The sequence below is a fragment of the Methylosinus sp. genome (genome assembly GCF_036560965.1).
Classification (GTDB): domain Bacteria; phylum Pseudomonadota; class Alphaproteobacteria; order Rhizobiales; family Beijerinckiaceae; genus Methylosinus.
Window position 1 is genome coordinate 1 of sequence record NZ_DATBQF010000074.1, and the last position, 26490, is coordinate 26490.

The window sequence follows — 26490 nt, forward strand, 5'->3', positions numbered from 1 at the left end:
GCGCAAATGCGCGAAGCGACGAAAGCAGCGCTGGAGGAATGCGGCTACGCCTATGTGACGCTCAGCAACCGCGAGGCGATGCGAGCCGTTCTCTCCACGCTCGGCGACGCGGCGTGGGCGGGAGCGCCAGCGGTCTGACGCGCGTCGGCAGACGCGCGGATGCACGTCGTAAGATTCTGGCGCGCTTGTCGCGCGCCGGATAGCTCACATCGGTCTGAGGTCCAGACGAAGCGCAGGAGGCGATGCGCGATCTCATTCGCGTCCGTGAGGCCGCGTCGAAGGATCTGCGCCAGCCTCGGCGGCGCATCCAAGGCTTTGTTGCAACATTCCGTGACGGAATCGAAGGCGTTCGAAGCACGCTCCGGCGGCTTTTCGCGCCGACGAACGCCTCCCGGCTCTCATTGCATTTCCCGCGCGCAAACCGCGTCGATGATCGATACCGCCGCATCGATTTCGCTTTCCTCGACCGTGAGCCGAGGAAATAGGCCGAGGCGCGATCCCATGGCGCGGGTGAGGAGCCCATGTTCTGCCAGCATCGCGCGCAGCGGCTCCGCCTCTCCGGGGCATTCCAGGCATTGCATCAGGCCAATGCCGCCCAGCGCCATGAACGCGCCGCGCCGCTTATAGAACAACTCCACCAGCCGGTCTTCGAGACGCCAGCCTCGATTCTGCACGCGTTCCAGAAAGCCCGGAGCCGTCAGCCCATCCACGAGGGCCCGCCCGGTCAGAAGCGCGGACCGATCGACCAGGGACGGGCCGCCGCCCGGCGCCCCGCGCGCCAGCCTTTGCGTGACAACCAGCGCGGCCAGCGGCGGGGCGTTTCCATGACGATGAAGGACGACCATCACGTCCGGGGTCACGCCCGTCCATTCATGCGCCCACAGCATGCCGGAGCGACCGAGGCCACAAACGCTTTCGTCGTAAGCGAGGACGAGTCCATATTCGTCCGCAGTCTCGCGCAGTCGGGCGAGCACAGCTCCCGGGACAACCTCGAAACCGGTTTTCGTCCTCACCGGAGCGATCAGAATTCCAGCAGTCCTATTGTCGATTTCCAAGGCCAGCGCGCCGGGATCATCGGTCTGGAGCGCTATGACTTCGCCATCGCCTTCCAGGCCGGGAGGCATGGCTCCCGCTCCATCCGAAGCTCCGGCGCAGACGATGAGCCGGCGCCGCTTCGGGCGGCCGACGAGCCGATGGTAGCGCCGCATCGTCTCGACTGCATAGCGCCAAGCCTCGGCCTCGGACTGAAACAAGAAGGCGCGGTCGCCAAAACAAACGGGCGTGATTTTCGCGCAGAGCGCGTCGGAGAGGTCTTCTGTCTCCAGCGCCAATTCCTGCGCTCGAAATGGCTCATCCAAAAGCTGCGCCGGCTCCGCGGGATTCTCTGGAAAGCCGAGCGACGAACCTGAAAAGTCGAGTGGACTCGCCACCTCAGACCCGTCGTCGGCGATGACGGGCTCGGTTTGGTCATTGGGCTCGTTGGCCGAATTTGACGGTGCGCCTGACATGTTCCGCTGTTCGAGGACGAGGCTGCGCGATTGTGACGTGCGCCTGGCGCCTGCCGATTAATTCTAAGCAACAATCGAGCCATATGGCGCGGGACGAGGGCGGCGTCGGTCTCCAGCCGCGCAGTGCGCCTCGACGCCGGGAATCCGCAGGCCGCGACGGCCCGCTTTGCTCTGTATCTGATGACGCCGCGCGCACAGGCGATCTTCGCCGATTACAATTTCATTCCCATCGCCGCGCCCTCGGAGCCATGAAATAGACGCGGCAGACACGGCGAGCGCCGACACGCCATTCACCACGCCATGCGGAGGCGATGATCGGGCCGGCATCTCGCTCCGTCGCGTCGATCAACTCGGGAGCCGTATCGATCACCCGGACGCAGGGATCGCTCAAAATTCGGCCCCGAGCTTCACCAGCACGGTGAAGGGCGACATCGGACGCAGAGTATTCGCTCCATCGGTATCGTAAATGCGCCGGTTGGTCATATTCTGCAGGTTGACTTGCAATTTGAACGGGTGCTGATCGATGTGAAATCGGTACCAGGCGGAAGCGTCGAGCCGGACATAGCTCGGAAGCTCGAAAGTGTTCGGCAATGCTGCTTGCCTCTGACTTTCAGCCCGCACCCCCGCCCCGAGCCCGAACCCGCGCAGAATGGAATCCGCCTGGAATTCGTAGGTCGTCCAGAAATTTCCGGCGTTTCTGGCAACCCCCGCGAGAAGATTGCCCACCGGAATGCGATTATCCTGAAGCACGTTCGCAAAGGTGTAGGCGTAGCTGACAATGACGTTCCAGCCCGGTAGAATCTCGCCCGAGGCGTCGAGCTCGATGCCCCGGCTCCTCTGCAAGCCGGACGCGACGCTGTAGAGGGTGTTGTTGGGATCGGGCGTCGCCACATTGGTCTTGGTCAGTTGATAGATCGCCAGCGACGCTTGGAGCCGATCGTCGAAGGCCTTCTGCTTCACGCCGACTTCCCATTGCTCCGCCGCGCTCGGCGGCAGAGCCGCTCCACTCGATGTCGTGGCCGTCGTCGGAACAAAGCTGTTCGACCAACTGAAATAGTAGGCCGTCTCCGGCACGGGCTCGAAGGTCAGGCCCACGCGGGGAGAGAATTTTTGGGCTCGCCCGATGCTCCATGGCGACGTCAGCGCCAGATGATTGAGGCTGCTGTTGACGGTGGAATCGTAACGGCCGCCGACGAGAAGACGCCAGTACGGGGCAAATGTGACGAAGTCCTGCACATAGCCCGCGTAATCCGAAAAACGCGAACGCGTGTTGGAAGACAGTTTCGGCTGGCCGATCGCAACGCCATAGGCCGGGGATAGGAGGTTGAGAGTGGGCACGGTGACCGCATAGCCGATCGTGTGGTTGAGGCTCCAATAGGCTTCGCCGCCGACGAGCCAGTCATGATGCAAGGGTCCGGTTTCGAACGATCCGGACAACTCGTTTTGCAAATCGATATCCTGCACCCAGGACGGGCCAGACTGCACGGATCGCGAAAGAGCATATCCGTTCGACGCCACCGACAATCTCGAGAAGCGATCGGTCCCGAGGTCGTAGTTCACGTCGGACACGCTCACGCCGGAGCGAAACTTCAGATCGGAGTCGAGCTTATGGGTCCAATCCACGCTGATACGTTCAGCGTCCTTGTGGGACTGGCTCTGATTTGGGTCCATGAAGCTGAACGACAGGGGCAGAGAGAGCGTCTGTTGCGCGAGCGGCGACTGATAGGCTCCGTAGCTGAATCCGCTGTTGAACCACTGCCCGCGGATCAGCACCTCGTCCTGATCTGTCGGTCTCCATCGTAGGCTGGGATTGAGGAAGGCGTTCTCGGCGCCGCCGAAATCCCGAAAGCTGCGGGATCGGTCGAAGGCGCCATCGATACGCAATTCTAGGGAGCGATCGCCAAAAATGTCTCGGTTCACGTCGAACGTCGGGCGCACCAATCCGAAGCTGCCGCTGGTCACGTCGACGTGGACGAAGTTCGCGTCCAGCGGCGTCTTGGTGACGATGTTCACGACGCCGCCCGATGAGAGCGATCCGCCGAACAGGACAGACGCCGGACCCTTCAGAACTTCGATGTGGTCGATGCCTTGGATGTCCTGCTGATTGCTGGTCTCGCGAAACCCGTCCCGCAAATTGGCGCCGCCATCCGAGAAGCCGCGAATACGGAATGCGAGGGAGCCAGGAAAGGCGTTGCTGCTCTCGACGCCGCTCACCGTCTCGATCGCCTGTCGAACCGTGAGCGATTGACGGTCCTCGATCAGCTTCTGCGTCACGATCTGCACGGACAGCGGCACATCATGAATCGGCGCCGCAAGCTTGAGTGTCGAGGTCGCCCGCTCTCGAACATAGATCGAAGCGCGCGATGCATCGGCAGTCCCGCGTCCCGCCTGCCGGCTAGAGGCCTCCTCGGCTCCGATGTCTATCGGTACGAGTGGCGTCGGCTGCTCGGCGCGAGCTTGCCCGGACAAAGCGACGAGGGCGATCGCCGGCGTCGACAGGCTGGTGGACAGCAATTGGAGAACGACGGTGAAGCGAGTGGTCGACACGGGGAGCTCTTTCAGATGCCGCAGTAGAAGAGCGGAGGCGTTGGAGGATGGTCGTTTCGACGAGACGATGGAGCGTGGTCACGGGGGACCGGTACGCCGATCTTTCGGATCACGTTCTCGATGACGATCTGCTCGATGACGACCTGTGGCCGATAAGGAAAAGGGCGCGAGAGGGCCGAGCCCTTATCCAGGATTTAGCTTCCTGCGCGCAGCCTCGGTGGCGAGACGAGCCTGCTGGTCCATCCAGACCCGCCGCTTGCGCATCGCCGCGACGCGCTCCGGTCCCGCTTCCGCGGGAGTTCCGTTATGGAAAGGCGGCTCCGGCGCATATTCGAGTATGAGTTGATCGCGACGCGACGTTTCCTCTCCGTCCAACGCAGCCACCAACACGAGACCCAAGTCGATCCCCGCCGTTGCGCCGCCGGCGGTAAAGCGGTTGCGATCACGCACGACGCGCTTGTCGACATGACGCGCGCCGAGCAGCGGCAAGAGATCGGCGACCGCCCAGTGCGAGGTCGCATCATATCCCTCCAGCAAGCCCGCTGCGCCGAGAATCAGGCTTCCGGTGCAGTCGCTCGCCACCCATTTGGCGCGAGCGCCGCGGCTTGCGACAAAGTCGATCACGGCCGGATCCTGCATGCAGGCGATGGTGCCCATCAGGCCGCCCGGCACGAACAATATGTCAGGATCGGCATAGGATTCCGCGAAAGTCGTGTTCGCGGCGATCGAGACGCCCACGTCGGTCGCGAGCGGCGCCTTGTCCTTCCATATGAGCTGGATGTTCCAACGCGCGACGGTGAAGACGCTCAGCGGGCCGATGAGATCGATGGCGACCATTTTCGGATAGATCAACATCGCCACCTTCGGCGCGTTGGGGTCCGGCAAGGTCGGGTCCGACGATGTCATGACGCGCCGATGGGCGTCGCTCGCGTCCTGCGCGAAGGCTGGAGCCGCCGCGGCCAGAGCGGCAAGACCCATGAGCGCGCGACGATCGATCGTGTTTTTCATGACGAGGCCTCCGTTTTCGAGGCGTTACCGATCAGGCGTACAAATCTCTGGAGCGCGATGCATCCAGCCCTGCGGGACAAAACATCGATTCGTCCCTGGATGCCAAGTAATCGAAACAATAACGACGCTCTTCGCGTAAGCAGAACAGCGTCCAGACGCTCGCTTCGCGAGCGATTGAATAATCTATCTCGGATGAAGTTTTCAATGTGGCCTCCAGTGTGCTACGCTCGATTTGCGCTCCGATCGTCCATCGCCCCGCTGCCGGCGATCGACCCGCGCTTTCGCCGTTCGAGAGCCGCCTCTCCGCTGCAAGGGACGGCTGCTCAAATCGACAATCTCAAGCTACCCTAGCGCCCCATGAGCAAGTCGCCAAAAAACCCGCAGATCCCGCCAAGCGCGCCCCGCGTCGTGGAGATACTCACCTTCCCTTTCGCGCAGATCCTCGACGTCGCGGGTCCGTTTCAGGTGTTCGCGACGGCCAACGGCATTCTCCTGCAGCGCGGCGATCCGCCGGCCTATGAGATTCGCGTCGTCGGTCCGTCCGAAGCGATCGTCGCGGCGGGCGGTCTCACAATTTCGACCGAGCCCTTGCCGGCATTGGGACCTTTGATCGACACATTGATCATCGCCGGCGGCCGCGGCGTGATGGTGGCCATCGAGCAAGCGGAGCTGGTCGAATGGGTCAAGCAACGCGCGCAGGCGGCCAAACGTGTCGCCTCCGTATGCACAGGCGCGTTCATGCTCGGGGCCGCAGGCCTTTTGGACGGACGGCGCGCCGTCACGCATTGGGAATTTTGTCCACAGCTCGCCAACCGCTTTCCTCGCGCGACGATCGATCCGCGGCCGATCTTCATCCACGACGACCCGATTTGGACCTCGGCGGGCGTGACCAGCGGCATTGATCTCTCGCTCGCTTTGGTCGAGCAAGATCTCGGTCGGGCGATCATGCTCACGATCGCCCGGCGCCTCGTCGTGTTCCCGCGGCGGCCGGGCGATCAGGCCCAATTCAGCGACGCGCTGACCTTGCATGTGGCCAGCCATAGCTTCGTCGAATTGCATGCCTGGATCGAAAGCAATCTGGCGAGAGACTTGTCGTTGCGCGAGATGGCGGCCCGAGCCGGCATGAGCGAGCGAACATTCTCTCGGCGCTATCGCGACGAGACTGGTCTCACGCCGAGCCACGGCGTCGAAAGGCTGCGAGTCGAGGCGGCGCGCCGGCTTCTATTGGATACGCATTTGCCGGCGAAGCGGATCGCGGTACGCTGCGGCTTCGGCGCCGAGGACGCCCTCCGGCGAGCCTTTCTCCGCGTTCATGGCGTCGGACCAAAAGACTACCGCGACCGATTCCGCTAGTGGAGCACGAAAGGTTGATCGGCATGTCCATGGAAGCGCGTTCATGAAGCACTCGTCTCGAGCGGCGCGGAGCAAGATCGGCGACAGAACTTTCGCGCTGTCCGTCGCCGTCTCGGCCGCGCTCGGTCCGACATATGCGCAAGACCTCCCGCATCCGGCGCCGACACATGGCCTCGCCATCGTCGGCGCGCCGGCGTTGGCGACGGGCTTCCATCATCTGCCTTATGCCGATCCGGATGCGCCCAAGGGCGGCAAGCTTCGGCTGGGGCTGCTCGGCTCCTTCGAGGGCCTCAATCGATTCAACGACAAATATGTGCGCTCGCCGTATTTCCTCATCGGCGCGGTCTATGAAACGCTGATGATCCGCTCGGAGGACGAGCCGAAGACCTATTACGGTCTCGTCGCCCACTCCCTGGAGATCGACGACGCGCGGCGGCATGTGACATTCCATCTCGATCCGCGCGCGCATTTTTCCGACGGCGCGCCGATCACCTCCGCCGATGTGCTGTTCACGGTCGATCTCCTCGAGAAAAAAGGCGCGCCGCCGTTACGGGAGATCTTCGACCTCGTCAAAGCCGTCGATGCGCCGGACTCCCTGACGATCCGCTTCGATCTCTCCGGCGCGAATGATCGCGAGCTGCCGCTCCTGCTCGCCGCGCTTCCCGTTCTGCCCAAGCACGCAACCGACGTCGAGCGCTTCGCTGAAGCGACCTACGCGCCGCCTGTCGCCTCCGGCCCCTATATCGTCAGCGAGGTGAAGCCGGGCGAGCGGATCGTGCTGCGTCGGGATCCACGCTATTGGGGCAAAGATCTGCCAATGCGGCGTGGGCTGTTCAATTTCGATGAGATCGATGTCGATTACTACCGCGACGGCGATGCGCTGTTCGAGGCGTTCAAAGGCGGCCCCATCGATTATCGCGAGGAGACGAACGCCGGCCATTGGACAGCGGCCTATGACTTTCCGGCATTGACGGACGGACGCGTCGTGAAGGACGTGATCAAGCCGACGCATCCCGTCGGCATCGAAGGCTTTCTCTTCAATCTCCGCAAGGAGATGTTTCGCGACGTCCGCGTGCGCGAGGCGATCGCCATGATGTTCGATTTCGAGTGGATCAACGCGAACTATTACTCCGGCCGTTATGCGCGCACCAAGAGCTATTTCGACGAAAGCGCGTTTTCGTCGTCTGGATGGCCGGCGAGCGACGCCGAGAAGCGCCTTCTCGCGCGCTTTTCGAATGTCGTGCGCGCGGATGTGATGGCGGGGCGCTGGCTGCCGCCGACGCATGACGGCACGGCGCGCGACCGGCAGCTCGCGCGCCATGCGCAATCGCTGCTCATTGAAGCGGGCTATCGACTCACGCAATCGGGGCTCGTCAAGGACGGCGCGCCGCTGCATTTCGAGATATTGGTGCGCACACGGGACGAGGAACGATTGGCTTTGATCTTTTCCGAATCGTTGAAACGGATCGGCGTCGACGCTCGGGTGCGGTCGCCGGGACACGTCCAATTCGTGCGGCGTCGCCAGCAATTCGATTATGACGTGGTGATCGCACGATGGCGCAGCGTGGCCATTCCGGGAAGTGAGCAGCGCGTTCATTGGAGCGAGATCGCCATGGAGGCTTCAGGTGGCTTCGCAGGCGCGGCCGCGCCCGCCGTAGCGGCGACGATCGACGCGCTCCTCGCCGCCGGGAGCAAGGAGGAGCTGACGACCGCGGCGCGGGCGCTCGACCGCATTCTGCTATCTGGCTTCTATATCGTGCCGCTCTATCATGCGACGGAAACCTGGACGGCGCATGTCGCAGAGCTCAAGCGCCCGACGAGCAATCCGCGCTTTCCCATGCTTCCTTTCGGGACGCTGCTCGACAATTGGTGGTTCGACAGACCGCGGTAAATCGCGCTCCTGCATGCTCCTTCCTGCCGACTTCGAGCGCCGCATAGCGTCCGCGGCTGTCGGTTCTGACGCGCCGCGCCACACGAACATATAATGCCTTTGCAAGCCATTCTTCCGTCTCAACAGATATGAGATAGAAACGGCGCTTGCTCTCGTCGAGACGACCGATCAGTTGACGCGCTGCTTGGCGAGCTTGCGAGCGAGTGTGCGTCGATGCATGCCGAGCCGCCGCGCCGCCTCTGAAATATTGAAGCTCACTTCCGCGAGCGTTGCATGAATTCGTTCCCATTCGAGGGTCTTGATCGAGCTTTGACGCGGGGACAGGGCGACGCTGCTGTCGCCTTCGCGGCGCGTGAACGCCGTCTCGATATCATCCACGCTCGAAGGCTTCGCGAGATAGTGACACGCTCCGAGCTTGATCGCTTCGACAGCGGTCGTGATGCTCGCGAATCCGGTCAAGACGACGATTTTCATCGAAGGGTCGCGCCGATGCAGAATCTTGACGCATTCGAGCCCCGATTCGCCAGCGAGCTTGAGATCGACGACCGCGTTGGAAGGACAGATCGTCGTCAGCGCGGCGTCGAGCGCTTCCGCGCCGTCGCAGACGCTGACGCAATATCCTCGCCGCTCGAAGGATTTGCGTAACGCTCGGGCAAAGGATGCGTCGTCCTCGACGATCAGGAGGAGTGGCTCACGACTCGGCATCGCGCTCCTCGATAGACATGGCTCCAATGGGTATTCTCAACTCGACCATCGCGCCATCAGCGCTATTCCGAGGTTCGATCGATCCCCCCAGCTTGCGCAGAACATTGACGACGAGAAAGAGACCGAGGCCACTTTCCGGTCGATCCTTGGTTGTTTGATGAGCCTTCCCGAAGCGCGCGAGAATATCGGCAGGAAAGCCCGGACCTTTGTCCCGCACTGTCAGAACCAGGAAATCGTCTCGTCGCTCGGCCTGCAGCCCGACCCAGCCAGGAGAAGCCTCCAACGCATTGTCGAGGATGTTGAAAAGCGTCTGCTTGAGAATCAGGTCCGGTGCGATAGCGCTGTCGTCGCCGACGCGCCTGCAATAGGAGAAATGCGCCGGCGCGCGCAGGCTTCGCCATTCTTGCGCGACGTCGTCGAGGAATCTCGCGATCGTCGTCCGCTCCATTCCCTCCGCACGAATCTCGCCCGCGGTGAGAAGGACGCGGGCGACGATCTCCTTGCAACGCGCGAGCGCCGCCGCCATTTCGCCGAGCTCATCGCCGATCTCTGGATCTTTCGTCAGCTTTGGCATCCGCTCCCAGTCTTGCAAGATCACGGATAGCGTCGCGAGGGGCGTGCTCAATTCATGAGCCGCGCCGGAGGCGAGAAGCCCCATCCGAACGATGTGCTCCTGCTCGACGGCATGCTGCCGCATTTGCGAGACGCGAGCATCCTGGTCGCGCAGGTTGCGATTGATGCGGGTCACGAGCAGCACGAGGAGCACAGACGCGAGCGCGAAACAGACGAACATCCCATGGATGTGAAGATCGAAGAGATTCGGCGACGCTCGCTCATGCGCATGCGCCAAGCCGATCTCTCGATAATTGGCCGTGAGCCAGATGAAGCAGCCGCCGGTGAGAACGACAATGGTCCAGGTGAACAGAGGTCGGAGCAGAACGGCGCCGAGAATAACCTGTAGCAGGAACAGGGAAATGAACGGGTTGGTCGCGCCGCCGCTGAGATAGAGCTGGATCGTCAGCGTGGCGACGTCGAACAGCAATTGGACCAACAGCTCCGTGTCGGCGATCGGCGCCTCGTTCGAGCAGCGATAGACCGTGGCGAGATTGAGGAGGAAGAGAAAGACGATCACCTCTCCCATCTCGGAAATAGGGAGAGGGATATCGAACCAGAGACGGACGATGACGATCGTCGCAATCTGACCGCAAATCGCCACCCAACGCAGAGTGACGAGCAGCAGGAGGTTCTTCTTGTTCGTCGAGTCCTCGATCGAAATGGTCGCGATCCCGTCCTTGATCCCAGGCCAGCGAAATCGTCGCCGACGTAAAGCCGCAATCCTGGTCGGAGAGCTCATTTCTCCGCTCGCAGGCCGTGAAAGAAGCCGGCGATATTATCGATGTCCACGTCGCTGAGCGGCTTCGCCATTTCCGTCATCGTCGGATTATGACGCTCTCGAGCGAGCCTGTAGTCCCTCAACGCCTGCGCCAAATAGTCGCGATTTTGTCCGGCGAGATGCGGCACGCCCGGGACGACGGCGCGGCCGTTTTCCCCATGGCAGGCCATGCAGACTTCGGCCCGCTTCCTCCCGGCGGCGACATCCGGCATTTGCGCGCTGGACGTTTGCGCGGAGAGGAGCACGACGCTCGCGGCCGCCGACCAAGAGATCAGCACTGGCGCCAGAAGTCGCATCTGCGGTCGCATGATGGAAAGCGCCCTCGGCGGGACATCGGCGTTCGACACGGGCGGCGCGGAGATCGGCGCGCAATGCATTTGCGTCATCATAGTGCTCCGAAAACTCAGGGGAGGAAGACGTTCTTGACCCAGATGGCGGCGCCATAGGTGAAGAAAGTCGCGATCCAGACGATCAAGATTGCGACCGCGGCGGAACTCAGACGCGCGACGCCGACGCCGGCCGTGTAGAGACCGCGAACGCGGCCGGCCTGGTAGCACACCGTCAGATAGAAGCCGCCGACCAGGCCGCCGACTCCGACGAGCGTGGTCGCGAACAGTATTGCAGAGGGCCAGTCGACATTCACCTTGTAATCGTCAATGGAGTAGCCGAGCGGTGCGAGAACCGCGACACGAATGACCTCGCGCCACGCAGACAAGAGAAGGAGCAACGCCACGCCGGAGGCGAGAAGAGCATAACCGCGGCCCGGCGCGCTCTTCGTCGCGACCAGCCATGCGAGAGCGGCGAGAGATATGGCCAACAGCCAGCCGAGCGGATGCGCGACGAGACGGCTGTCCGATGGAAGGTCGCTCATCCACCACAAAAGCAGCATGAGCGACACCGGCGAGCCGAAGACGCACACCTTGCGCCCGAGTGTTCGCGCGAAGGTGAGATAGGCCGGGTCGATATCGGAACGCGTCGCGAAATAATCGGCGTAGGCGAGGAGAAACAGGCCCACCGCCGGCGCCGACAGGCTGATGATGAAGAGATACCGCGACCATTGAATGGCGTGGAGCCTCGCGCCGCTGGTGTCGACCACGCCGCCGGGGGCGTACCAGTCCATCCAGCGCTCGGGCAGCAGCGACTGATAGATCAGCGCATGCATGATCAAGCCGTCGAAGAGAAATATCGCGAGAGCCGCGACCGCGTAGAGGACCACCGGGCGTTTCGCCGCCTCCTCGTTCTTCGAATAGAACGCGAACCAGAGGCAATAGCCGACGATCAGCGTCGCGATGAAGCCAAGAGCCCAACTCGCCGACAGCACATTCGACGCATACCATTGCGGGTCATAGATCACCTGCGTGAATAGCAGAGGCGCGACGCCGAGAACGATCAGCAGCGAGACGCCGATCTTGGCGACGCCCGTCATCGACGTCGACAGTCGCATCCAATGGGCGCTGCGTTCGCGAAGCAGAAAGCCGGCGACCGCGAGCGCGCAGGCGCCGAGGGTCAGCAGGACAAAGGCGATGTGGAAGACCCATGTGCCGACGAACAGAGCCTCGAACAATCCGGGCGCGCCCGGCACGCCGGCCGGATCGCGCATCGCATTCAATATGGCGCCGAGCGTCATCGATCAATTCTCCTTGGAATCGGAAGGTGAAATCGCGATCGTCGAAGCCGGGCGGCGATCGTCGCCGGGGTTCGCGAGATAGCTCGCGATCGCGTCGACTTCGGCGGCCGGCAGATCGATGCGCGGCATATAGGGGATCGCGCCGTGTTTCAGCGGTCCCTCGAGAAAGGCGGCGATCAGGTCTTTGTCTTTCGAGCCGTGGAACTTGTCTGGCAGGCTTCGCAAAGGCGCGCCCGGCTCCAGCGAATGACAGTTCGAGCAGGCGATCTTCGTAAGAAGCTCGCCGACCTCGAGACGATTTTCATCCGTCACCGAGCGCAGGCGATCGGGAACGAATGGATGAAGCGCGAGCAGCCCCTTCTCGGCGATCACGTCGACCTCGCCGAGGACGCCCTTGCCGGGCGCGTCGCGTGAGATCACTTGATTGCCGTAGATATATTGGCCGACGACGTAAGGCTTGCGCATGCTTTCGCGCATGCGCTCTTCCGGCCAGACGCCGATCGTCGCCAGGAACAGAAACAACGCAATGGCGAGCGGCGGCTTCACCAGCTGCGGCCTCGCCCAGCCGACCAGCAGATAGACCGTCGTCGCGACGAAGACCGCGATCATGCCGTCGGCGTATCGCGGCAGCAGATGCGAGCGGAGCATGATCAGCGCGTTGTTTGGAAGAGTTTGCAGGTAGTAGAGGAACATCATCACCGCAAAGAAGCCGCCGACGACGCCAATCGGCGCCAGCAGGCGCATGACCGAGACTTTGAGATCCGTGTCCTTCATGCCGGATGCGACGATGAAGCCGACGACGACAGCCATGACCAGCATAGAGCCCGTGCGGATTCCGAGGTGCGCGAAGAAATTGAGATTGTAGAAGGCGTCATTGGTCGAGCCGGTTTCATACCAGGCCTCGTTTCCCGGCCACATCATGAATGACAATATGCCGACGATGAGCAGCATCGTCGCCCAGGACGCCAGCGCGAACGACCATGTCAATTTCAGATGGGTGAGCGGATCGATCTTGCCGATCAGATAGACGAGCGCATAGACGCCGATCACCTCGACCGTGAAATAGATCCATTCAGTCGCCCAGACCCAGACGAAATTGTGAATGAGTCCGCTGACGCCGCGCGGGCTCGCCACTGTGATCGCATACCAGATGCCCGGACCGGTGATCGAGCCGATCACATAGGAGAACACCAGCAGGAAGACGCCATATCGCCGGATGAAGTCGAGCAGCTGCGGCTGCTCGTCGCGATAGGCCTTGCTCTCTAGAATCGCGAACAGAAAGGAAGCGCCGACCGACGTATGCGAAGCGAGGACATGAATAACGCCGATGATTCCCATCATCCAGGCGGAGCCGATATAGGGCACGTAGAAAGTTGGATATGCGCCGACAATGTCCATTGTCCGACTTTCTTGGTTTGACCAGTTGTGGGCCTCAATTAGCCTGGACGCGGTCGCCGCCGGGATTGGACAAATCGTCCAATGCGACAAACCGTCCTCTCTATGAAGCGCAATCGCTACGGACCGGCGTGGCGCCGGACGCTCTGGTGCGAGCGGGCGATAATTGCCGTCGGCGAACGACATGAGCACGGCTTCCGCGTTCCAGCGCTATGTTTCAGATTTCGAAAAGCAATGAAGCCGCTTAGCGGCTCGAATTGGCGGATTGCGGCGCATGCAACCGTCGCATGTGGTCTCGACGCCCCAGAGGTTGAAGGCGAGCTTTTGCGGGTATTCGCCTTTGCGCTTCTGGAAATCCGCGACAAAATCCTCCGCGAGCTTGCGGCCCATGGCCCAGGTCGCCAGGCTCGGCAGCCGCGCGGGATCGAAGCCATAGAGATTGCGGCCGGTCGGCAGCGCGGACGGATTGCGCACGGGATCATTGCCGGGACCGGCGGCGACATTGCCGCCCGCAAGCCCCGTCGCAAGCGCGTCGAGCTCGTCTCCCGCCGAGCGGTCGATCGAGGCGACGAGCTCCGCGGCGCGCGCCTTGCGCTCGGCGTCGGAAAGTCGCGTGTCGACGGCGAGGATCGCGTCGGCCGTCTCGACGATATAGGGGTAGAGCTGCGGAACGCCGCCCATGAACAGCTCGCCCGGATCGCCGGCCGTGAAGCCGACCTCCTTGCCATTGTGCCACTCATGCGTCGCATGCGTGCCGAGATGGATCACCGCATGGACGTCGACGGTCTTCTGGAGCCAGAGATAGAAGGCGAGATATTGATGGCTCGGCGGCAACGCCACATCATGATAGAGCTTCTCTGGATCCTGTTCCCCGGCGCGCGTCGGCTGCGGCGCGAGCAGCAGCTTGCCGAAGCGCTGCGTCGGGAAGACGAAATAGGCTTCGCCCTTCTCGTCACGCCAGACCATGATGTTCGACTTTTCCGGCTCGCCCCATTTCTCCAGCATGAAGGCGCGCGTCGCCTCCGGGACCTCGCGGTCGAACCATTCGCGATAGCTCTTCACCGGCAGCAGGGAGATCGAGCCGTCGACGAGGCCCTGGCGGAGCGCTCTTCCAGCGTTCCGGAGTTCCAGCCGTTGATATTGCCGCCGCGCTCGCGGATGAGCGTGAACAGCTCCTCGTCGCTCTGCGGCGCGCCGGCGAGATCGTAGCCTTCCGTCTTCAGCCGCTCGAGGATGGCGCGCAGCGATTTCGGCAGCACATTGAGATAGGAAGCGCCGATATTCTCCTTGCCGGGCGGATAATTGTAGTAGATCAACGCGACGCGCTTCTCCTGCGCCGGCGTCTCGCGCAGAGCGACGAAGCGGGCGAGACGTTCCGCGGCCCGCTCGATACGATCCTCGATCGGCGTCTCGCGCACGCCGTCGAGCCCGGTGGCGGCGTCGACGAAAGGCTCGGCAGCGCCCGATGCGGCAGGCCGACATGATCGAGAAAGCCGTCGACGATCTCGGCGACGCCGCCATAGTCCGGAACCGCCGCCGGAGCGCCAGAGCTCATCCCTGGCGTCCAACGAACGCGATGATGGGTAGATCACGCCGCAGGCGTCGGCGAGGCTGGCGAATTCCCCGTCACCCTGGAAGGTCGCCCGATAGACGAACGTCTTGCGCGTGCGCTTCCGATCGCCGGAGGCCGCGCTTGCCGACAATGTCGCCAAATCTCGTAGCCACGTTTTTTGCGCGATTACCGCGGCGGCCGAATGACCTACGGCCGCCGCGCGTCGAGCAGAATCAATGGCTGATCATCCACGGCCTCGTCGAGGGAAACGACTTGGCTCCGCCCGTGGAGGCTTTCGACGCACCGCTGCAGCAGGCGCAGCCGGCCCCATGCGCCGAAGACCGCCGCGGCTCATGGCGACTTCGCTCATTCGCCTCGAAGGCGCTGCGACTGGTCGAGCTCATCAAGGCTGCGCGCGGCGCCGTCAGCACCACGCGCGGCGCCGACGTTCCACAATCTGGACAATCGCAAGGCTCGAGATAGTCCGCCATCTTGCGCATTGCGGTGAAAGGGCCGCAGTCCTCGCAGAGATATTCGTAGATCGGCATATCGACCTCATTTGTCTGCGACGATCGGCATCTGGACCGAGCCGTCCAGATATCGGGTCGGCCCTGCCGCCGAGGGCGAAATGTCGAAATCGAAAATCTGCGTCGGCAGCCACAAGGTTGCGCAGGCGTTGGGCACGTCGACGACGCCCGACACATGCCCCTGCACCGGCGCCGTGCCGAGAATCGAGTAGGCCTGCGCGCCCGAAAAGCCGAATTTCTTCAGATATTCGATCGCATTCAGACAGGCTTGGCGATAGGCCACCGCGACGTCGAGATAATGCTGGCCGCCCTGCTCGTCGACCGAAATGCCTTCGAAGATCAGATAGTCGTTATAGGTCGGCGTGATCGGGCTCGGCTTGAAGATCGGATTCTTGATTCCATATTTCGATATTCCGTCCTTGATGATGTCGACTTTGAGATGCAGCCAGCCGGCCATCTCGATCGCGCCGCAAAAAGTGATCTCGCCGTCGCCCTGGCTGAAGTGCAGATCGCCCATCGACAATCCGCCGCCCGGCACATAGACGGGGAAAAAGATCTTCGAGCCGCGTGAGAGATCCTTGATGTCGCAATTGCCGCCGTGCTCGCGTGGCGGCACCGTGCGCGCGGCCGTCGCGGCCGCCGTCGCCTTGGCTTCGCCCGCGAGACGTCCGAGATGCGCGGTCGGCGCAAAGGGCGGACAAGCGAGAACCGGGACCCGCTCCGGATCGGTAGCGATCAGCGCGGCCTCGCGGCTGTTCCAGGTCTCCAGCAATTTTGGATCGGGCAAGCAGCCGATGAGGCCTGGATGGATGAGGCCCGCGAAGCGCACGCCTGGCACATGGCGCGATTTGGTGAAGAGCCCCTCGAAATCCCAGATCGATTTTTGCGCGAGCGGAAAATGCTCGGTGAGGAAGCCGCCGCCATTCTGCTTGGAGAAAAAGCCGTTGAAGCCCCATTGGCTCTCCGGCTTGGCGCCGATGTCGAGCAGATCGACGACGAGGAGGTCGCCGGGCTCCGCGCCCTTCACGCCGATCGGCCCGGAAAGGAAATGCACGATCGACAAATCAATGTCGCGCACGTCGGAGGCATCGTCATCGTTCTTGATGAAGCCGCCGGTCCAATCATAGGTCTCTATGATGAAATCGTCGCCGGACTTCACCCAGGCCACCATCGGAATATCCGGGTGCCAGCGATTGTGAACCATGTCGTTCTCGAAAGCCGATTGGGTCAGATCGACCTTGATCAATGTTTCGGCCATCATTCGCTCCCTTCGTGATTGCGCCGGTCACACCGACAGGAAATTCGCCACTTTTACCTCGTCGATCGTCGCCCGAATCTCCTCATGGACGACTTCGCCGTTCTCGAGCACGAGCACGCGATCCGCTATATCGAGCGCGAAGGACAAGACCTGCTCGGAAACGAGGATCGACAAGCCGCGCGTGTCGCGGATCGTCTTCAGCACGCGCCCCAGCTCGCGAATGATGGAGGGCTGAATTCCTTCCGTCGGCTCGTCGAGCAGAAGCACTTTGGGACGCGACGCCAGAGCCCGCGCGATCGCGAGCTGCTGCTGCTGGCCGCCAGAGAGATTGCCGCCTCTACGCCGCTTCATCTCCAGCAGCACCGGAAACAATTCATATATGTCCTCGGGAACCGCGCGCTCGGCCGTGACGGTGAGCCCCGTCTCTATGTTTTCCTCGACCGTCATCGCCGGAAAGATCATCCGCCCCTGCGGCACATAGGCGAGACCGGCGGCGACACGCTCATGACTCTTGTCGCCAGTGATGTCCTTGCTCGCGATCCGAACGCCGCCCGCCGTCGTTCTGGCGATCCCCATCAGCGCTTTCATGAGCGTCGTCTTGCCCATGCCGTTGCGTCCCATGATCGCGACGATCTCGCTCGGCGCGACACGCATGCTCACGCCGTGAATGACCTCACTCTCGCCGTAGGCGACCCTCAATCCGTCGATGGCCAGCATGACGCTCCTCAATGCCCGAGATAGACTTCGATGACTTTCGGGTCGTTCTTGACATGCTCCATCGATCCTTCGGACAGCACCTTCCCCTGGTGCAGGACCGTGACGCGATGCGCGATGTCTTCGACGAATTTCATATCGTGCTCGATGACGATGACCGATCGCCCCACGATGATCTTGTTCAGCAGCTCGGCTGTCTTGCGCCGCTCGGAAACGCTCATTCCGGCGACCGGCTCGTCGAGCATCAGCAGCTCCGGGTCCTGGATCAGCAGCATGCCGATCTCCAGCCATTGCTTTTGTCCGTGACTGAGGGTCTCTGCGCGTCCATGCAGCTGATCGGCGAGGAAAATCATGTCCGCGATCTCCTCGATGCGCTCGCGAACGGCGCTATCGCGCCGAAAGAACAAAGCGCCGAAGACTGAACGGCCGCGCGGAAAAGAAATCTCCAGATTTTCGAAGACAGTGAGATCGTCATAGATGGATGGGTTCTGGAACTTGCGTCCGACTCCCGCCTCAACGATGCCATTCTCGCTCATGCGCGTGAGCTCTCGATCGCGAAAGCGGATCGACCCCGAGGTCGCGCGCGTCTTGCCGCAGATGAGATCGAGCACCGTCGTCTTGCCCGCTCCATTGGGGCCGATGATGACGCGAATTTCATTGGGATCGACGTAGAACGAGATATCGTCGACGGCCTTGAAGCCGTCGAAGGAGACCGACAGGGCCTCGACCGAGAGAAGAAAGTCACTTTGACGATGATCTGGCGACATCGGTCTCACTCCGCGAGATTTTGATCCAAGGAGCGCGTCATCGGAGCGCCCCAGAGTCCGCGCAGCTTGCCGAGAAAGCGGCTGGCGTAGCGTGGCGCATGGCTGCGATAGAGACCAGCGAGCCCATCGGGAAAGGCCAAAACCACGGCGATGAACAGTGAGCCGAGCCCGAACAGCCACAGCTCGGGAAAGCTCTCGGAAAGCCTGGTCTTCGCGAAATTGACGAGCAGCGCGCCGCATACGGCGCCGAGGATCGAAGCTCTGCCGCCGACCGCCGTGTAGATCACCATCTCGATCGATGGCACGATGCCGACGAAGGAGGGCGACATGAAGCCGACCTGCAGCGTGAACATCGCCCCGCCGAGCGCCGCCAGCGCCGCCGCGAAGCAGAAGGCGAAAATTTTGAAGTCGGATACCGAATAGCCCGAGAAACGCACGCGATCTTCCTTGTCGCGCATGGCGACGAGTATGCGTCCGAGCTTGGAGCGCGTGACGAATTGCGTCACTAGGATCGCGGCGAGCAGCAGTCCGCACTCGATGTAATAGAGCACGAGCTTCGCGCCATCGGTGCGAATGTCCCACCCCTTCAGAGTGCGCAGATCGGTGATGCCGTTGATGCCTCCGGTATAGCCCTGTTGGCCGACGATCAATATGGTGAGGATCAGCGCCACCGCCTGAGTGATGATGGCGAAATAGACGCCGCCGACGCGCCGCTTGAACATGGCCGCGCCGATGACGAAGGCGAAGAGCGTCGGAACGACGAGCGTTGCGACGAGAGTGAAGCCGAGGCTCTCGAACGGCTTCCAGAACCACGGTAGAGCGGTGATCTGATTCCAGTCCATGAAGTCGGGAATTCCCGGCGTGGATTGGATCTTCGTGTTCTCGACGCTCGACGCTTCGAGCTTGAGGAACATGGCCATGCAATAGCCGCCGAGACCAAAGAAGATTCCCTGGCCGAGACTGAGAATTCCGCCATATCCCCAGCAGATGACGAGCCCGGTCGCCACGAAGGCGTAGGTCAGATATTTGGCGACCAGATTGAGCCGGAAAATATCGAGAGCGGCGGGCAGCACGATCAGTATCGCCGCCGCGAAGACGAGAAGGCCGAGAAGCTCGGATCGGCTGAACAGCGGATTGTCTCTCGGAGCAGTCATCGGCGCACCTTTGTCGCGAAGAGCCCCTGCGGACGCAGCATCAAAATGACGACCACGCCGATGAGCGTCGTGACCTGCGCCATGGAGCCGGATGTGAAGAATTCGAGCGTCGACCGCGATTGCGAGATCGCGAAGGCGGAGGCGATCGTGCCGATGAGACTCTGCGCGCCGCCGAAGACGACCACCAAGAAAGAGTCGACGATATAGAGCTGCCCTGCCGTCGGCCCGGTCGAACCGACCATGGTGAAGGCCGATCCAGCGACGCCCGCTATTCCACAGCCGAGCGCGAAGGTCGCTCGATCGACCTTCTGCGTGTCGATGCCGACAGCGCCCGCCATGACCCTGTTCTGGACGACCGCTCGCACTTGCTGGCCGAAGCGCGATTTGTAGATGAGCAGCGCGACGCCTGTCGTGATCAGCAGCGTCAGCGCCATCACGAAAATGCCGTTGATCGGCACCTCGATCGATTCGGTGATCCGCAACGAGCCGAGCATCCAGGGCGGCAGATCGACGCCGAGCTCGCGCGCGCCGAAGACGGAACGATAGACCTGTTGGAGAATGAGGCTCAGGCCCCAGGTGGCGAGCATCGTGTCGAGCGGGCGCTTATAGAGTCGGCTGATCAACGCCCATTCGACGAGCGCCCCGAGCAACGCAGAGGCGACGAATGCGACGATCATGGCGACGAAGAAATAGGCGGGAAACAGCGCCGGAAGCTGCGCTTCGAAAAGCTTCGACGTGAGATAGGTCATATAGGCGCCGAGAATCATGAATTCGCCATGCGCCATGTTGATCACGCCCATCTGTCCGAAGATGATGGCGAGGCCGAGCGCCATGAGCAGGAACACCGAGAACAAGATGAGCCCGGCGAATCCCTGCATGACGAAGATCGATCCGAGATCGCCGAGCGAATAGTCGCCGAGCATCCGAGCCTCCATGGATCGTGAGTTGAAAGGAATATGGGCGGCGTCGGCGGAGCAGGCATGCGCCTGCTCCGCCTCGGGCTCATTGATAGCCCTTGGGGAAAGGATCGGGCTCGACGAGCTCCGCCGTTTCGTAGATCACATCATATTGGCCATCGGCTCGGGCGCGGCCTACTCTCGTCTTCGACCAGAGGTGATGGTTCTCGTGAATGCGCACATAGCCCTCGGGCGCGCCTTTGAACTCCACGCCGGGCGAGGCCGCCGCCACTTTGTCGATATCGAAAGAGCCTGCCTTCTCGACCGTGAGCTTCCACAGCCATGGGCCGAGATAGGCGGCCTGAGTGACGTCGCCGATGACCGTCTTGCTTCCCCACTTCTTCTGAAAGGCCGAGACGAAGCCCTTGTTGTTGGCGTTGCCCAACGACTGGAAATATTTCATGCAGGCATAGGCTCCGGCGATATTCTCGCCGCCGATTCCATCGATCTCGTCCTCGGTCACGGAGATCGTGAGCAGAGTCTGCTTCGAGAGATCGATTCCCGCCGCCTTCAGCTGCTTGTAGAACGCCACATTCGAGCCGCCGACGATGATGGCGTAGATCACATCGGGCTTGGTCAGCTTGATCTTGTTGATGACGGAGTTGAACTGCGTGTGCCCGAGCGGAAAATAGTCCTCGCCGACGACCTTGGTTTTGAGCACGTTCTCTATGTGCTTGCGCGCGATCTTGTTGGAGGTGCGGGGCCAGATATAGTCCGAGCCCAGCAGATAGAAGCTCTTCGCGCCTTTGGTCTTGGTGACCCAGTTGAGGCCCGCGATGATCTGCTGCGTCGCCTCCTGCCCGGTGTAGATGACGTTCTTCGACTGCTCCAGCCCTTCATAGAAGGTCGGATAATAGAGCATTCCGTTATATTGCTCGAACACCGGCAGAACCGCTTTGCGCGAGGCGGAGGTCCAGCATCCGAAGACCGCCGCGCATTTGTCGTTGACGAGAAGCTTCTTGGCCTTTTCGGCGAAGGTCGGCCAGTCGCTCGCGCCGTCCTCCTGGACGAATTTGATCTTGCGGCCGAGCACGCCGCCGATAGCGTTGATCTGCTCGATGGCGAGCTTCTCGGCCTCGACCGAGCCGGTCTCGCTGATCGCCATCGTTCCGGTCACTGAATGCAAAATGCCGACCGTGACCTCGCTGTCCGTCACGGCGAGTCCGGTGGTGTTCACAGCGCTCGCGGCGACAGCGGGCCGACCGAGCAGACCGAGGGCGGGCGTCGCCGCCAACGCCGAAAGCACTCGGCGCCGGGAGGGATTGCGGAAATCATCGGACGTGTTCGTCATCAGGCCACCACTCGAGGTTCGCGGGAACGGATTTGTCGCGGAGAAAATGGCCCGACGGCGCGCTTCGCCGACATACGTCGATTTGCGTATTCGCCTACGCATATTGCGCCCCTATGGTCTGAGCCGCGGGGAGTAGAGGCAGCGATGCCGCGGAATAGGCGAGGCGCCGCGGAATTCGGCGCCAGGTATGAAATTTAGGCGGGGAGTTCCGCGCGATCATGGATAGTCTCGACGCGCGCAGGGGTCGCTCTGCCGGCGAAGGCCATAAGAGATGACGGCGCAACAACGGATCGTTCGCGTCCGGCGCGATTACAATAAATGGGTCGCCGATCAGACGCTCGAGGACTATGCGCTGCGCTTCACGGCCGAACGGGCGCGCCGATGGTCGGCGTTTCGCGTCGCCAATACGGCGATCGCCTCGGTTTCCTTCCTCGCCTTGGAGGCGATCGGCGCGTCGGTGACGCTGACATGCGGATTCACCAACGCGGTCACGGCGATCATCGCCGTCAGCGCGATCATCTTCGTCACCTGCATGCCGATCGCCTATTATGCGGCGCGCTACGGCATGGACATAGACCTGCTGACGCGCGGCGCCGGCTTCGGCTATCTCGGATCGACGGTCACCTCGATCATCTATGCGAGTTTCACCTTCATCTTCTTCGCCATCGAGGCGGCGATCATGGCGAAGGCGCTCGAAGCCGGACTCGGCGTTCCCGAGTCGATCGGCTATCTCATCTGCGCTTTCGCGGTTCTACCGATCGTCACGCATGGCTTCACCTCCATCAGCCGATTTCAGATGTGGACGCAACCCCTCTGGCTTCTGCTCCATATCGCGCCCTTCGCCGCGATCGCGTTGCAGGACCATTCGACGCTGCACGCCTGGCGCGGATTCACCGGCAGGCTCGGACCGATCGACGGCGGATGGGATATCACTCTGTTCGGCGCGGCCTCCGGAGTCGTCTTCGCGCTCGCGGCGCAGATTGGAGAACAGGTCGATTTTCTGCGCTTCTTGCCGAGGGCCGAAGTCGCCGGAAAAGCCAGATGGTGGATTTCGCTCATCGCCGCCGGACCCGGATGGATCGTCATCGGCGCCGCCAAGATGCTCGCCGGATCATTTCTGGCCTATCTCGCCTTCAAGCACGGCGTGCCGCCGGATGCGGCAGCCGATCCGACGCAAATGTATCTCGTCGCCTTCGGCTATGTCGTGCATGACGACACGCTGGCGCTCGGCCTCGCCACGACCTTCGTCATCGTCTCGCAGCTGAAGATCAATGTCACGAATTCCTATGCGGGCTCGATCGCCTGGTCGAATTTCTTTTCGCGACTGACGCACAGCCATCCTGGGCGAGTGGTGTGGCTCGTGTTCAATATCGTCATCGCCGTCGTATTGATCGAGCTCGGAATCTACCGCGCGATCGAAGGCATTCTCGGCTTCTATGCGCATGTGGCGGTCGCCTGGATCGGCGCGCTGTTCGCCGACCTCGCCATCAACAAGCCGCTCGGCCTCAGTCCAAAAGGCATCGAGTTCAAGCGCGCCTATCTGTACGAGATCAATCCGGTCGGCTTCGGCGCGACGCTATTTGCGAGCCTCGTCTCGATCGCCGCGCATTTCGGGGCTTTCGGCGAGATTTTGCGGGCCATGTCCTGCTATCTCGCGCTCGTCGTCGCGCTCGCGGCCGCGCCTCTGATCGCTGTCGCGACCAGGGGGCGCTTCTATATCGCGCGCCGGGACGATCCGCCCGCTATGGCCGAGCCGCAGAAGTGCTGCATTTGCGAGCATGAGTTCGAGCCGCAGGACATGGCGGCCTGTCCAGCCTATGCAGGGCCAATATGCTCGCTATGCTGCACGCTCGACGCCCGCTGTCACGACTCCTGCAAGGTCGACGCGCGCTTCGCCGATCAGCTGAAGAGCGCGTTCTCGCGCTTCGTCCCCGAGGGCGTCATTGCTATGCTCGGTTCGAACTCTGGACGCTATGTCGCGATCTTCACGCTGATCATCTGCCTTCTCGGCGGCGCGCTCTCGCTCGTCTATTGGCAGGCCGTTCTCGATGCACGCATCTCGCCATCGCTCATCGGGCCGCCTCTGGCGAAAGCTTTTGTGATTTTGAGCGTGATCTCCGGAATCATCGCTTGGTTCTTCGTGCTCGTCCAGGAAAGCAGGCTCGTGGCGCAAGAGGAGACACAACGCCAGACGACGCTGCTGATGCAGGAGATCGAGGCGCATCAAAACACGGACCGCGCCTTGCAAAAGGCCAAGGAAGCCGCCGAAGCCGCCAATATCGCCAAGAGTCGCTACGTGGTCGGCCTCAGTCACGAGTTTCGCACGCCTCTCAACGCCATTCTCGGCTATGTTCAATTGCTCGAGCGACGGCCCAAGTCGAGCCCCTCCGATCCGAACGCTCTGCGCACCATTCGCCGCTCGGCGGAGCATTTGGCGAGCCTCGTCGACGGTCTTCTCGACATTGCGAAAATCGAAGCGGGCCGGATGGAGGTGCATCGCGACCACGTGCGTCTGCCCGCCCTGCTGCGGCAGGTCGTCGACATGTTTCGGCTGCAGGCCGAGGCCAAGGGCGTGGCGTTCCGCTACGAGACCCGCGGTCGTTTGCCGAATTGGGTCAGGATCGACGAGAAGCGCCTTCGCCAGATCCTGCTGAACCTTTTGTCCAACGCCGTGAAATTCACCGAGATCGGCGAGGTCCGATTCACGGTCGTCTATGATCGCGACATGGCGACGTTCGAAATCGAGGACACCGGGCCCGGCATTCCGCTCGATCAGCACGAGCGCATATTTCGTCCTTTCGAGCGGCTCGAGTCGATCGGGCGAAAGTGGGCTCCGGGCACGGGCCTCGGTCTGACGATCACCAAGCTCATGACCGAGGTCCTCGGCGGCAACATCTCGCTACGAAGCCGTGTCGACCATGGCAGCGCCTTCTCGGTGAAATTCTATCTGCCGGAATCCTTGCCGCCGATCACTCCGTCACGTCCGGACTATTCGCTGATCTGCGGCTATCAGGGCGCGCGGATCACGATCGTCGTCGCAGACGACGAGGCGAGCCACAGGCAGCTGGTCGCAAGATTGCTCGATCCGCTCGGCTTCGTCGTCTTCACGGCGCCCGATGGCGATCGCTGCCTGAAGATGATCGAGCAGGTCGCGCCGCAACTCGTGTTGCTCGACGTCAACATGCCGGGGCTGTCCGGCTGGGAGATCGCGCGCACGGTTCGACAGCGCAAGGGCCGTGACGTCGCGATCGTCATGCTGTCGGCCGACGCCGAAAAGGAATTGGATGGCGATGTCGAGCAATGGGCCTGCGACGGCTATATCGTGAAACCGTTCAAGCTCGGCGATCTGCTCGATCTGATCGCTGCGACCTTCGATCTGACATGGCGATTCGGGCCGCTGCAGACGAGCGACGCGGCCGCGCCGCGAAGACCGCTGCCGATCGGCGACATCGTCGCATTGGCCGAGATCGGTCATGCACGCGGCGTCGCGGCGCTGCTCAAAAAGTTTCGCGCTGAATTTCCTCACGAAGAGCCGCTGATCGAAACGCTCAGCGAATTGGCCAATGAGATGAAGTTCGACGAGCTCGTGACCGCGGCGCATCGGTCGTGCGGTCATGGCGAATTTCAGCAGCACGAGGACGCGAGGCATGAAGTCTAGCGTCATTCTCATCGTCGACGACGATCCCGGGGCGCTCGCTTTTCTCGCGGCGACCCTCGAGGAGCGCGGCTCGACTGCGCTCGTCGCGCGCAGCGGCGAGTCGGCGCTCGCAATATTGGATCGGCTCACGCCGGACATTATTCTGCTCGACGCCGTCATGCCGGGCCTCGACGGCTTCGAAATTTGCCGTCGCGTCAAGCGCGACGACCGTCTGTCGGACATCCCCGTCATTTTCATGACGGGTCTCAGCGACACCGATCATGTCGTGCAGGGCTTCACCGTCGGCGGCGTCGACTATGTGACGAAGCCGATCGTGGTCGAGCAATTGCTGGTGAGGCTGCGAACGCATATAGCCACCTCCCGAATGGCTTTGCGCGCACGGTCGGCGCTCGACGCATCGGGCCGCCATTTGCTCGCGACGGATCGACGAGGCGTGGTCATGTGGAGCACGCCCAAGGCGCGCACGCTGCTCTATCTCGATAATGAGAGCGATGATGACGAAAGCTCACGCCGCGCGTCGCAAATTCGCGCGCTCATTCCAACAGAACGCGCGACCGCTCCGAAGGAAGCGATCATCGCGACCAGGACCGGCGTCAAGATTCGGATGGTCTATTTGGGGCATGTGGGCGGCGACAATGAATTTCTGTTCTGCCTGACGGAAGCCGACGAGAGCGGCGCCGAAATCGCGCTGTCGCGCGCGCTGTCCGTGACGCCGCGCGAGTCGGAAGTCCTGCTCTGGTTATCGCGAGGCAAGTCGAACGCCGATATCGCCGCAATTCTCGGAATGAGCCCACGGACCGTCAACAAGCATCTCGAGCAGATATATAAGAAGATCGGCGTCGAGAATCGCACCACTGCGGTGCGCATCGCGATGCAGATCATCGAACGCCTCTAATTCGGACTCGATCGACACGGGCGTTGTCGCAGATTGTAATCGCTGGTCGGTGTGGGCTTACGATCGCCGGCGGCGCGATGACCGCTTTCGAACGCAGCCGTTTTGAGCGCGAGCTAAGTCTTTGGCACGTCCGCTGGTGATCATAGAGCGGTGAAACGAGCGATGCGAGGACCCCGGTTCCGATTGTCGGCGATATCAAGCGCGCGACCGCGCCGGAAAAGCCCCCGAGCTCGCCCTTGCGCAGGCCTGCTCGCCGCCGGCCGCGCGACTCCGCGGCGGCGGCGGGTTCGA

Annotated in this window: 21 protein-coding genes; 4 read left to right on the top strand and 17 right to left on the bottom strand. The window is 62.1% G+C overall.

The genetic code is table 11. The features are described 5' to 3' along the window. Positions 1–398 precede the first annotated feature (398 nt). From VIF40_RS19335 to VIF40_RS19345, 3 genes are all read right to left on the bottom strand, one after another. On the bottom strand, positions 399–1124 hold the full coding sequence (locus tag VIF40_RS19335; protein WP_331939148.1) for an aminotransferase class III-fold pyridoxal phosphate-dependent enzyme: 726 nt from the start codon (positions 1122–1124) through the stop codon (positions 399–401). A 771-nt stretch (positions 1125–1895) separates the two neighbouring features. Further along, positions 1896–4022, bottom strand: a complete 2127-nt coding sequence (locus VIF40_RS19340; protein ID WP_331939149.1) for a TonB-dependent receptor — start codon at positions 4020–4022, stop codon at positions 1896–1898. A 216-nt stretch (positions 4023–4238) separates the two neighbouring features. Then, positions 4239–5063 (bottom strand): DJ-1/PfpI family protein, encoded by an 825-nt coding sequence (locus VIF40_RS19345; protein WP_331939150.1) that lies wholly within the window; start codon positions 5061–5063, stop codon positions 4239–4241. 408 nt (positions 5064–5471) lie between these two features. On the opposite strand from VIF40_RS19345, the gene VIF40_RS19350 reads away from it, so the two are divergent. Both VIF40_RS19350 and VIF40_RS19355 read left to right on the top strand, forming a co-directional pair. Then, positions 5472–6416 carry a GlxA family transcriptional regulator gene (locus VIF40_RS19350; RefSeq protein WP_414684835.1) on the top strand — a complete coding sequence of 315 codons (945 nt, stop codon included), beginning with the start codon at positions 5472–5474 and terminating at the stop codon, positions 6414–6416. Positions 6417–6459: 43 nt separating this feature from the next. Continuing rightward, entirely contained in the window at positions 6460–8307 is a 1848-nt protein-coding gene (locus VIF40_RS19355) for an extracellular solute-binding protein (protein ID WP_331939152.1), read from the top strand. A gap of 168 nt (positions 8308–8475) precedes the next feature. Here VIF40_RS19355 and VIF40_RS19360 read toward each other — a convergent pair whose 3' ends face one another. The 14 genes from VIF40_RS19360 to urtA form a co-directional block, all read right to left on the bottom strand. Then, positions 8476–9012, bottom strand: a complete 537-nt coding sequence (locus VIF40_RS19360; protein ID WP_331939153.1) for a response regulator transcription factor — start codon at positions 9010–9012, stop codon at positions 8476–8478. Further along, positions 8999–9862, bottom strand: a complete 864-nt coding sequence (locus tag VIF40_RS19365) for a HAMP domain-containing sensor histidine kinase (protein ID WP_331939154.1) — start codon at positions 9860–9862, stop codon at positions 8999–9001. The genes VIF40_RS19360 and VIF40_RS19365 overlap by 14 nt, the downstream gene beginning before the upstream one ends. 500 nt (positions 9863–10362) lie before the next feature. Continuing rightward, complete coding sequence (locus VIF40_RS19370) at positions 10363–10794, bottom strand: c-type cytochrome (RefSeq protein ID WP_331939155.1); 432 nt, start codon at positions 10792–10794, stop codon at positions 10363–10365. A gap of 14 nt (positions 10795–10808) precedes the next feature. After that, positions 10809–12032 (bottom strand): hypothetical protein, encoded by a 1224-nt coding sequence (locus VIF40_RS19375; protein ID WP_331939156.1) that lies wholly within the window; start codon positions 12030–12032, stop codon positions 10809–10811. Positions 12033–12035: 3 nt separating this feature from the next. Beyond that, the gene (locus VIF40_RS19380; RefSeq protein WP_331939157.1) at positions 12036–13430 is read right to left on the bottom strand and encodes a cytochrome c; all 1395 of its coding nucleotides are present in this window, start codon (positions 13428–13430) and stop codon (positions 12036–12038) included. 207 nt (positions 13431–13637) lie between these two features. Then, positions 13638–14489 carry a cobaltochelatase subunit CobN gene (locus tag VIF40_RS19385; RefSeq protein ID WP_331939158.1) on the bottom strand — a complete coding sequence of 284 codons (852 nt, stop codon included), beginning with the start codon at positions 14487–14489 and terminating at the stop codon, positions 13638–13640. After that, positions 14486–15130: a cobaltochelatase subunit CobN gene (locus tag VIF40_RS19390; protein WP_331939159.1), complete on the bottom strand. Its 645-nt coding sequence runs from the start codon at positions 15128–15130 to the stop codon at positions 14486–14488. The genes VIF40_RS19385 and VIF40_RS19390 overlap by 4 nt, the downstream gene beginning before the upstream one ends. 82 nt (positions 15131–15212) lie before the next feature. Beyond that, a complete protein-coding gene (locus tag VIF40_RS19395) occupies positions 15213–15527 on the bottom strand; it encodes a zinc ribbon domain-containing protein (RefSeq protein ID WP_331939160.1) in 315 nt (104 codons plus the stop codon). A gap of 7 nt (positions 15528–15534) precedes the next feature. Then, positions 15535–16764, bottom strand: coding sequence for a formamidase (gene fmdA / locus VIF40_RS19400; protein WP_331939185.1), 1230 nt, complete (start codon positions 16762–16764; stop codon positions 15535–15537). A 27-nt stretch (positions 16765–16791) separates the two neighbouring features. Further along, complete coding sequence (urtE, locus tag VIF40_RS19405) at positions 16792–17481, bottom strand: urea ABC transporter ATP-binding subunit UrtE (protein WP_331939161.1); 690 nt, start codon at positions 17479–17481, stop codon at positions 16792–16794. Positions 17482–17489: 8 nt separating this feature from the next. Next, the gene (gene urtD, locus VIF40_RS19410; protein WP_331939162.1) at positions 17490–18245 is read right to left on the bottom strand and encodes an urea ABC transporter ATP-binding protein UrtD; all 756 of its coding nucleotides are present in this window, start codon (positions 18243–18245) and stop codon (positions 17490–17492) included. A gap of 5 nt (positions 18246–18250) precedes the next feature. Next, the gene (gene urtC, locus VIF40_RS19415; RefSeq protein WP_331939163.1) at positions 18251–19399 is read right to left on the bottom strand and encodes an urea ABC transporter permease subunit UrtC; all 1149 of its coding nucleotides are present in this window, start codon (positions 19397–19399) and stop codon (positions 18251–18253) included. Next, positions 19396–20322: an urea ABC transporter permease subunit UrtB gene (urtB, locus tag VIF40_RS19420; protein ID WP_331939164.1), complete on the bottom strand. Its 927-nt coding sequence runs from the start codon at positions 20320–20322 to the stop codon at positions 19396–19398. Before urtB ends, urtC begins: the two co-directional genes overlap by 4 nt. Before the next feature lie 79 nt (positions 20323–20401). Continuing rightward, a complete protein-coding gene (urtA, locus tag VIF40_RS19425) occupies positions 20402–21646 on the bottom strand; it encodes an urea ABC transporter substrate-binding protein (RefSeq protein ID WP_331939165.1) in 1245 nt (414 codons plus the stop codon). 271 nt (positions 21647–21917) lie between these two features. On the opposite strand from urtA, the gene VIF40_RS19430 reads away from it, so the two are divergent. Beyond that, entirely contained in the window at positions 21918–25304 is a 3387-nt protein-coding gene (locus tag VIF40_RS19430) for a hybrid sensor histidine kinase/response regulator (protein ID WP_331939166.1), read from the top strand. Next, positions 25294–26199 carry a DNA-binding response regulator gene (locus VIF40_RS19435; RefSeq protein WP_331939167.1) on the top strand — a complete coding sequence of 302 codons (906 nt, stop codon included), beginning with the start codon at positions 25294–25296 and terminating at the stop codon, positions 26197–26199. Before VIF40_RS19430 ends, VIF40_RS19435 begins: the two co-directional genes overlap by 11 nt. The last annotated feature ends 291 nt before the right edge of the window (positions 26200–26490 follow it).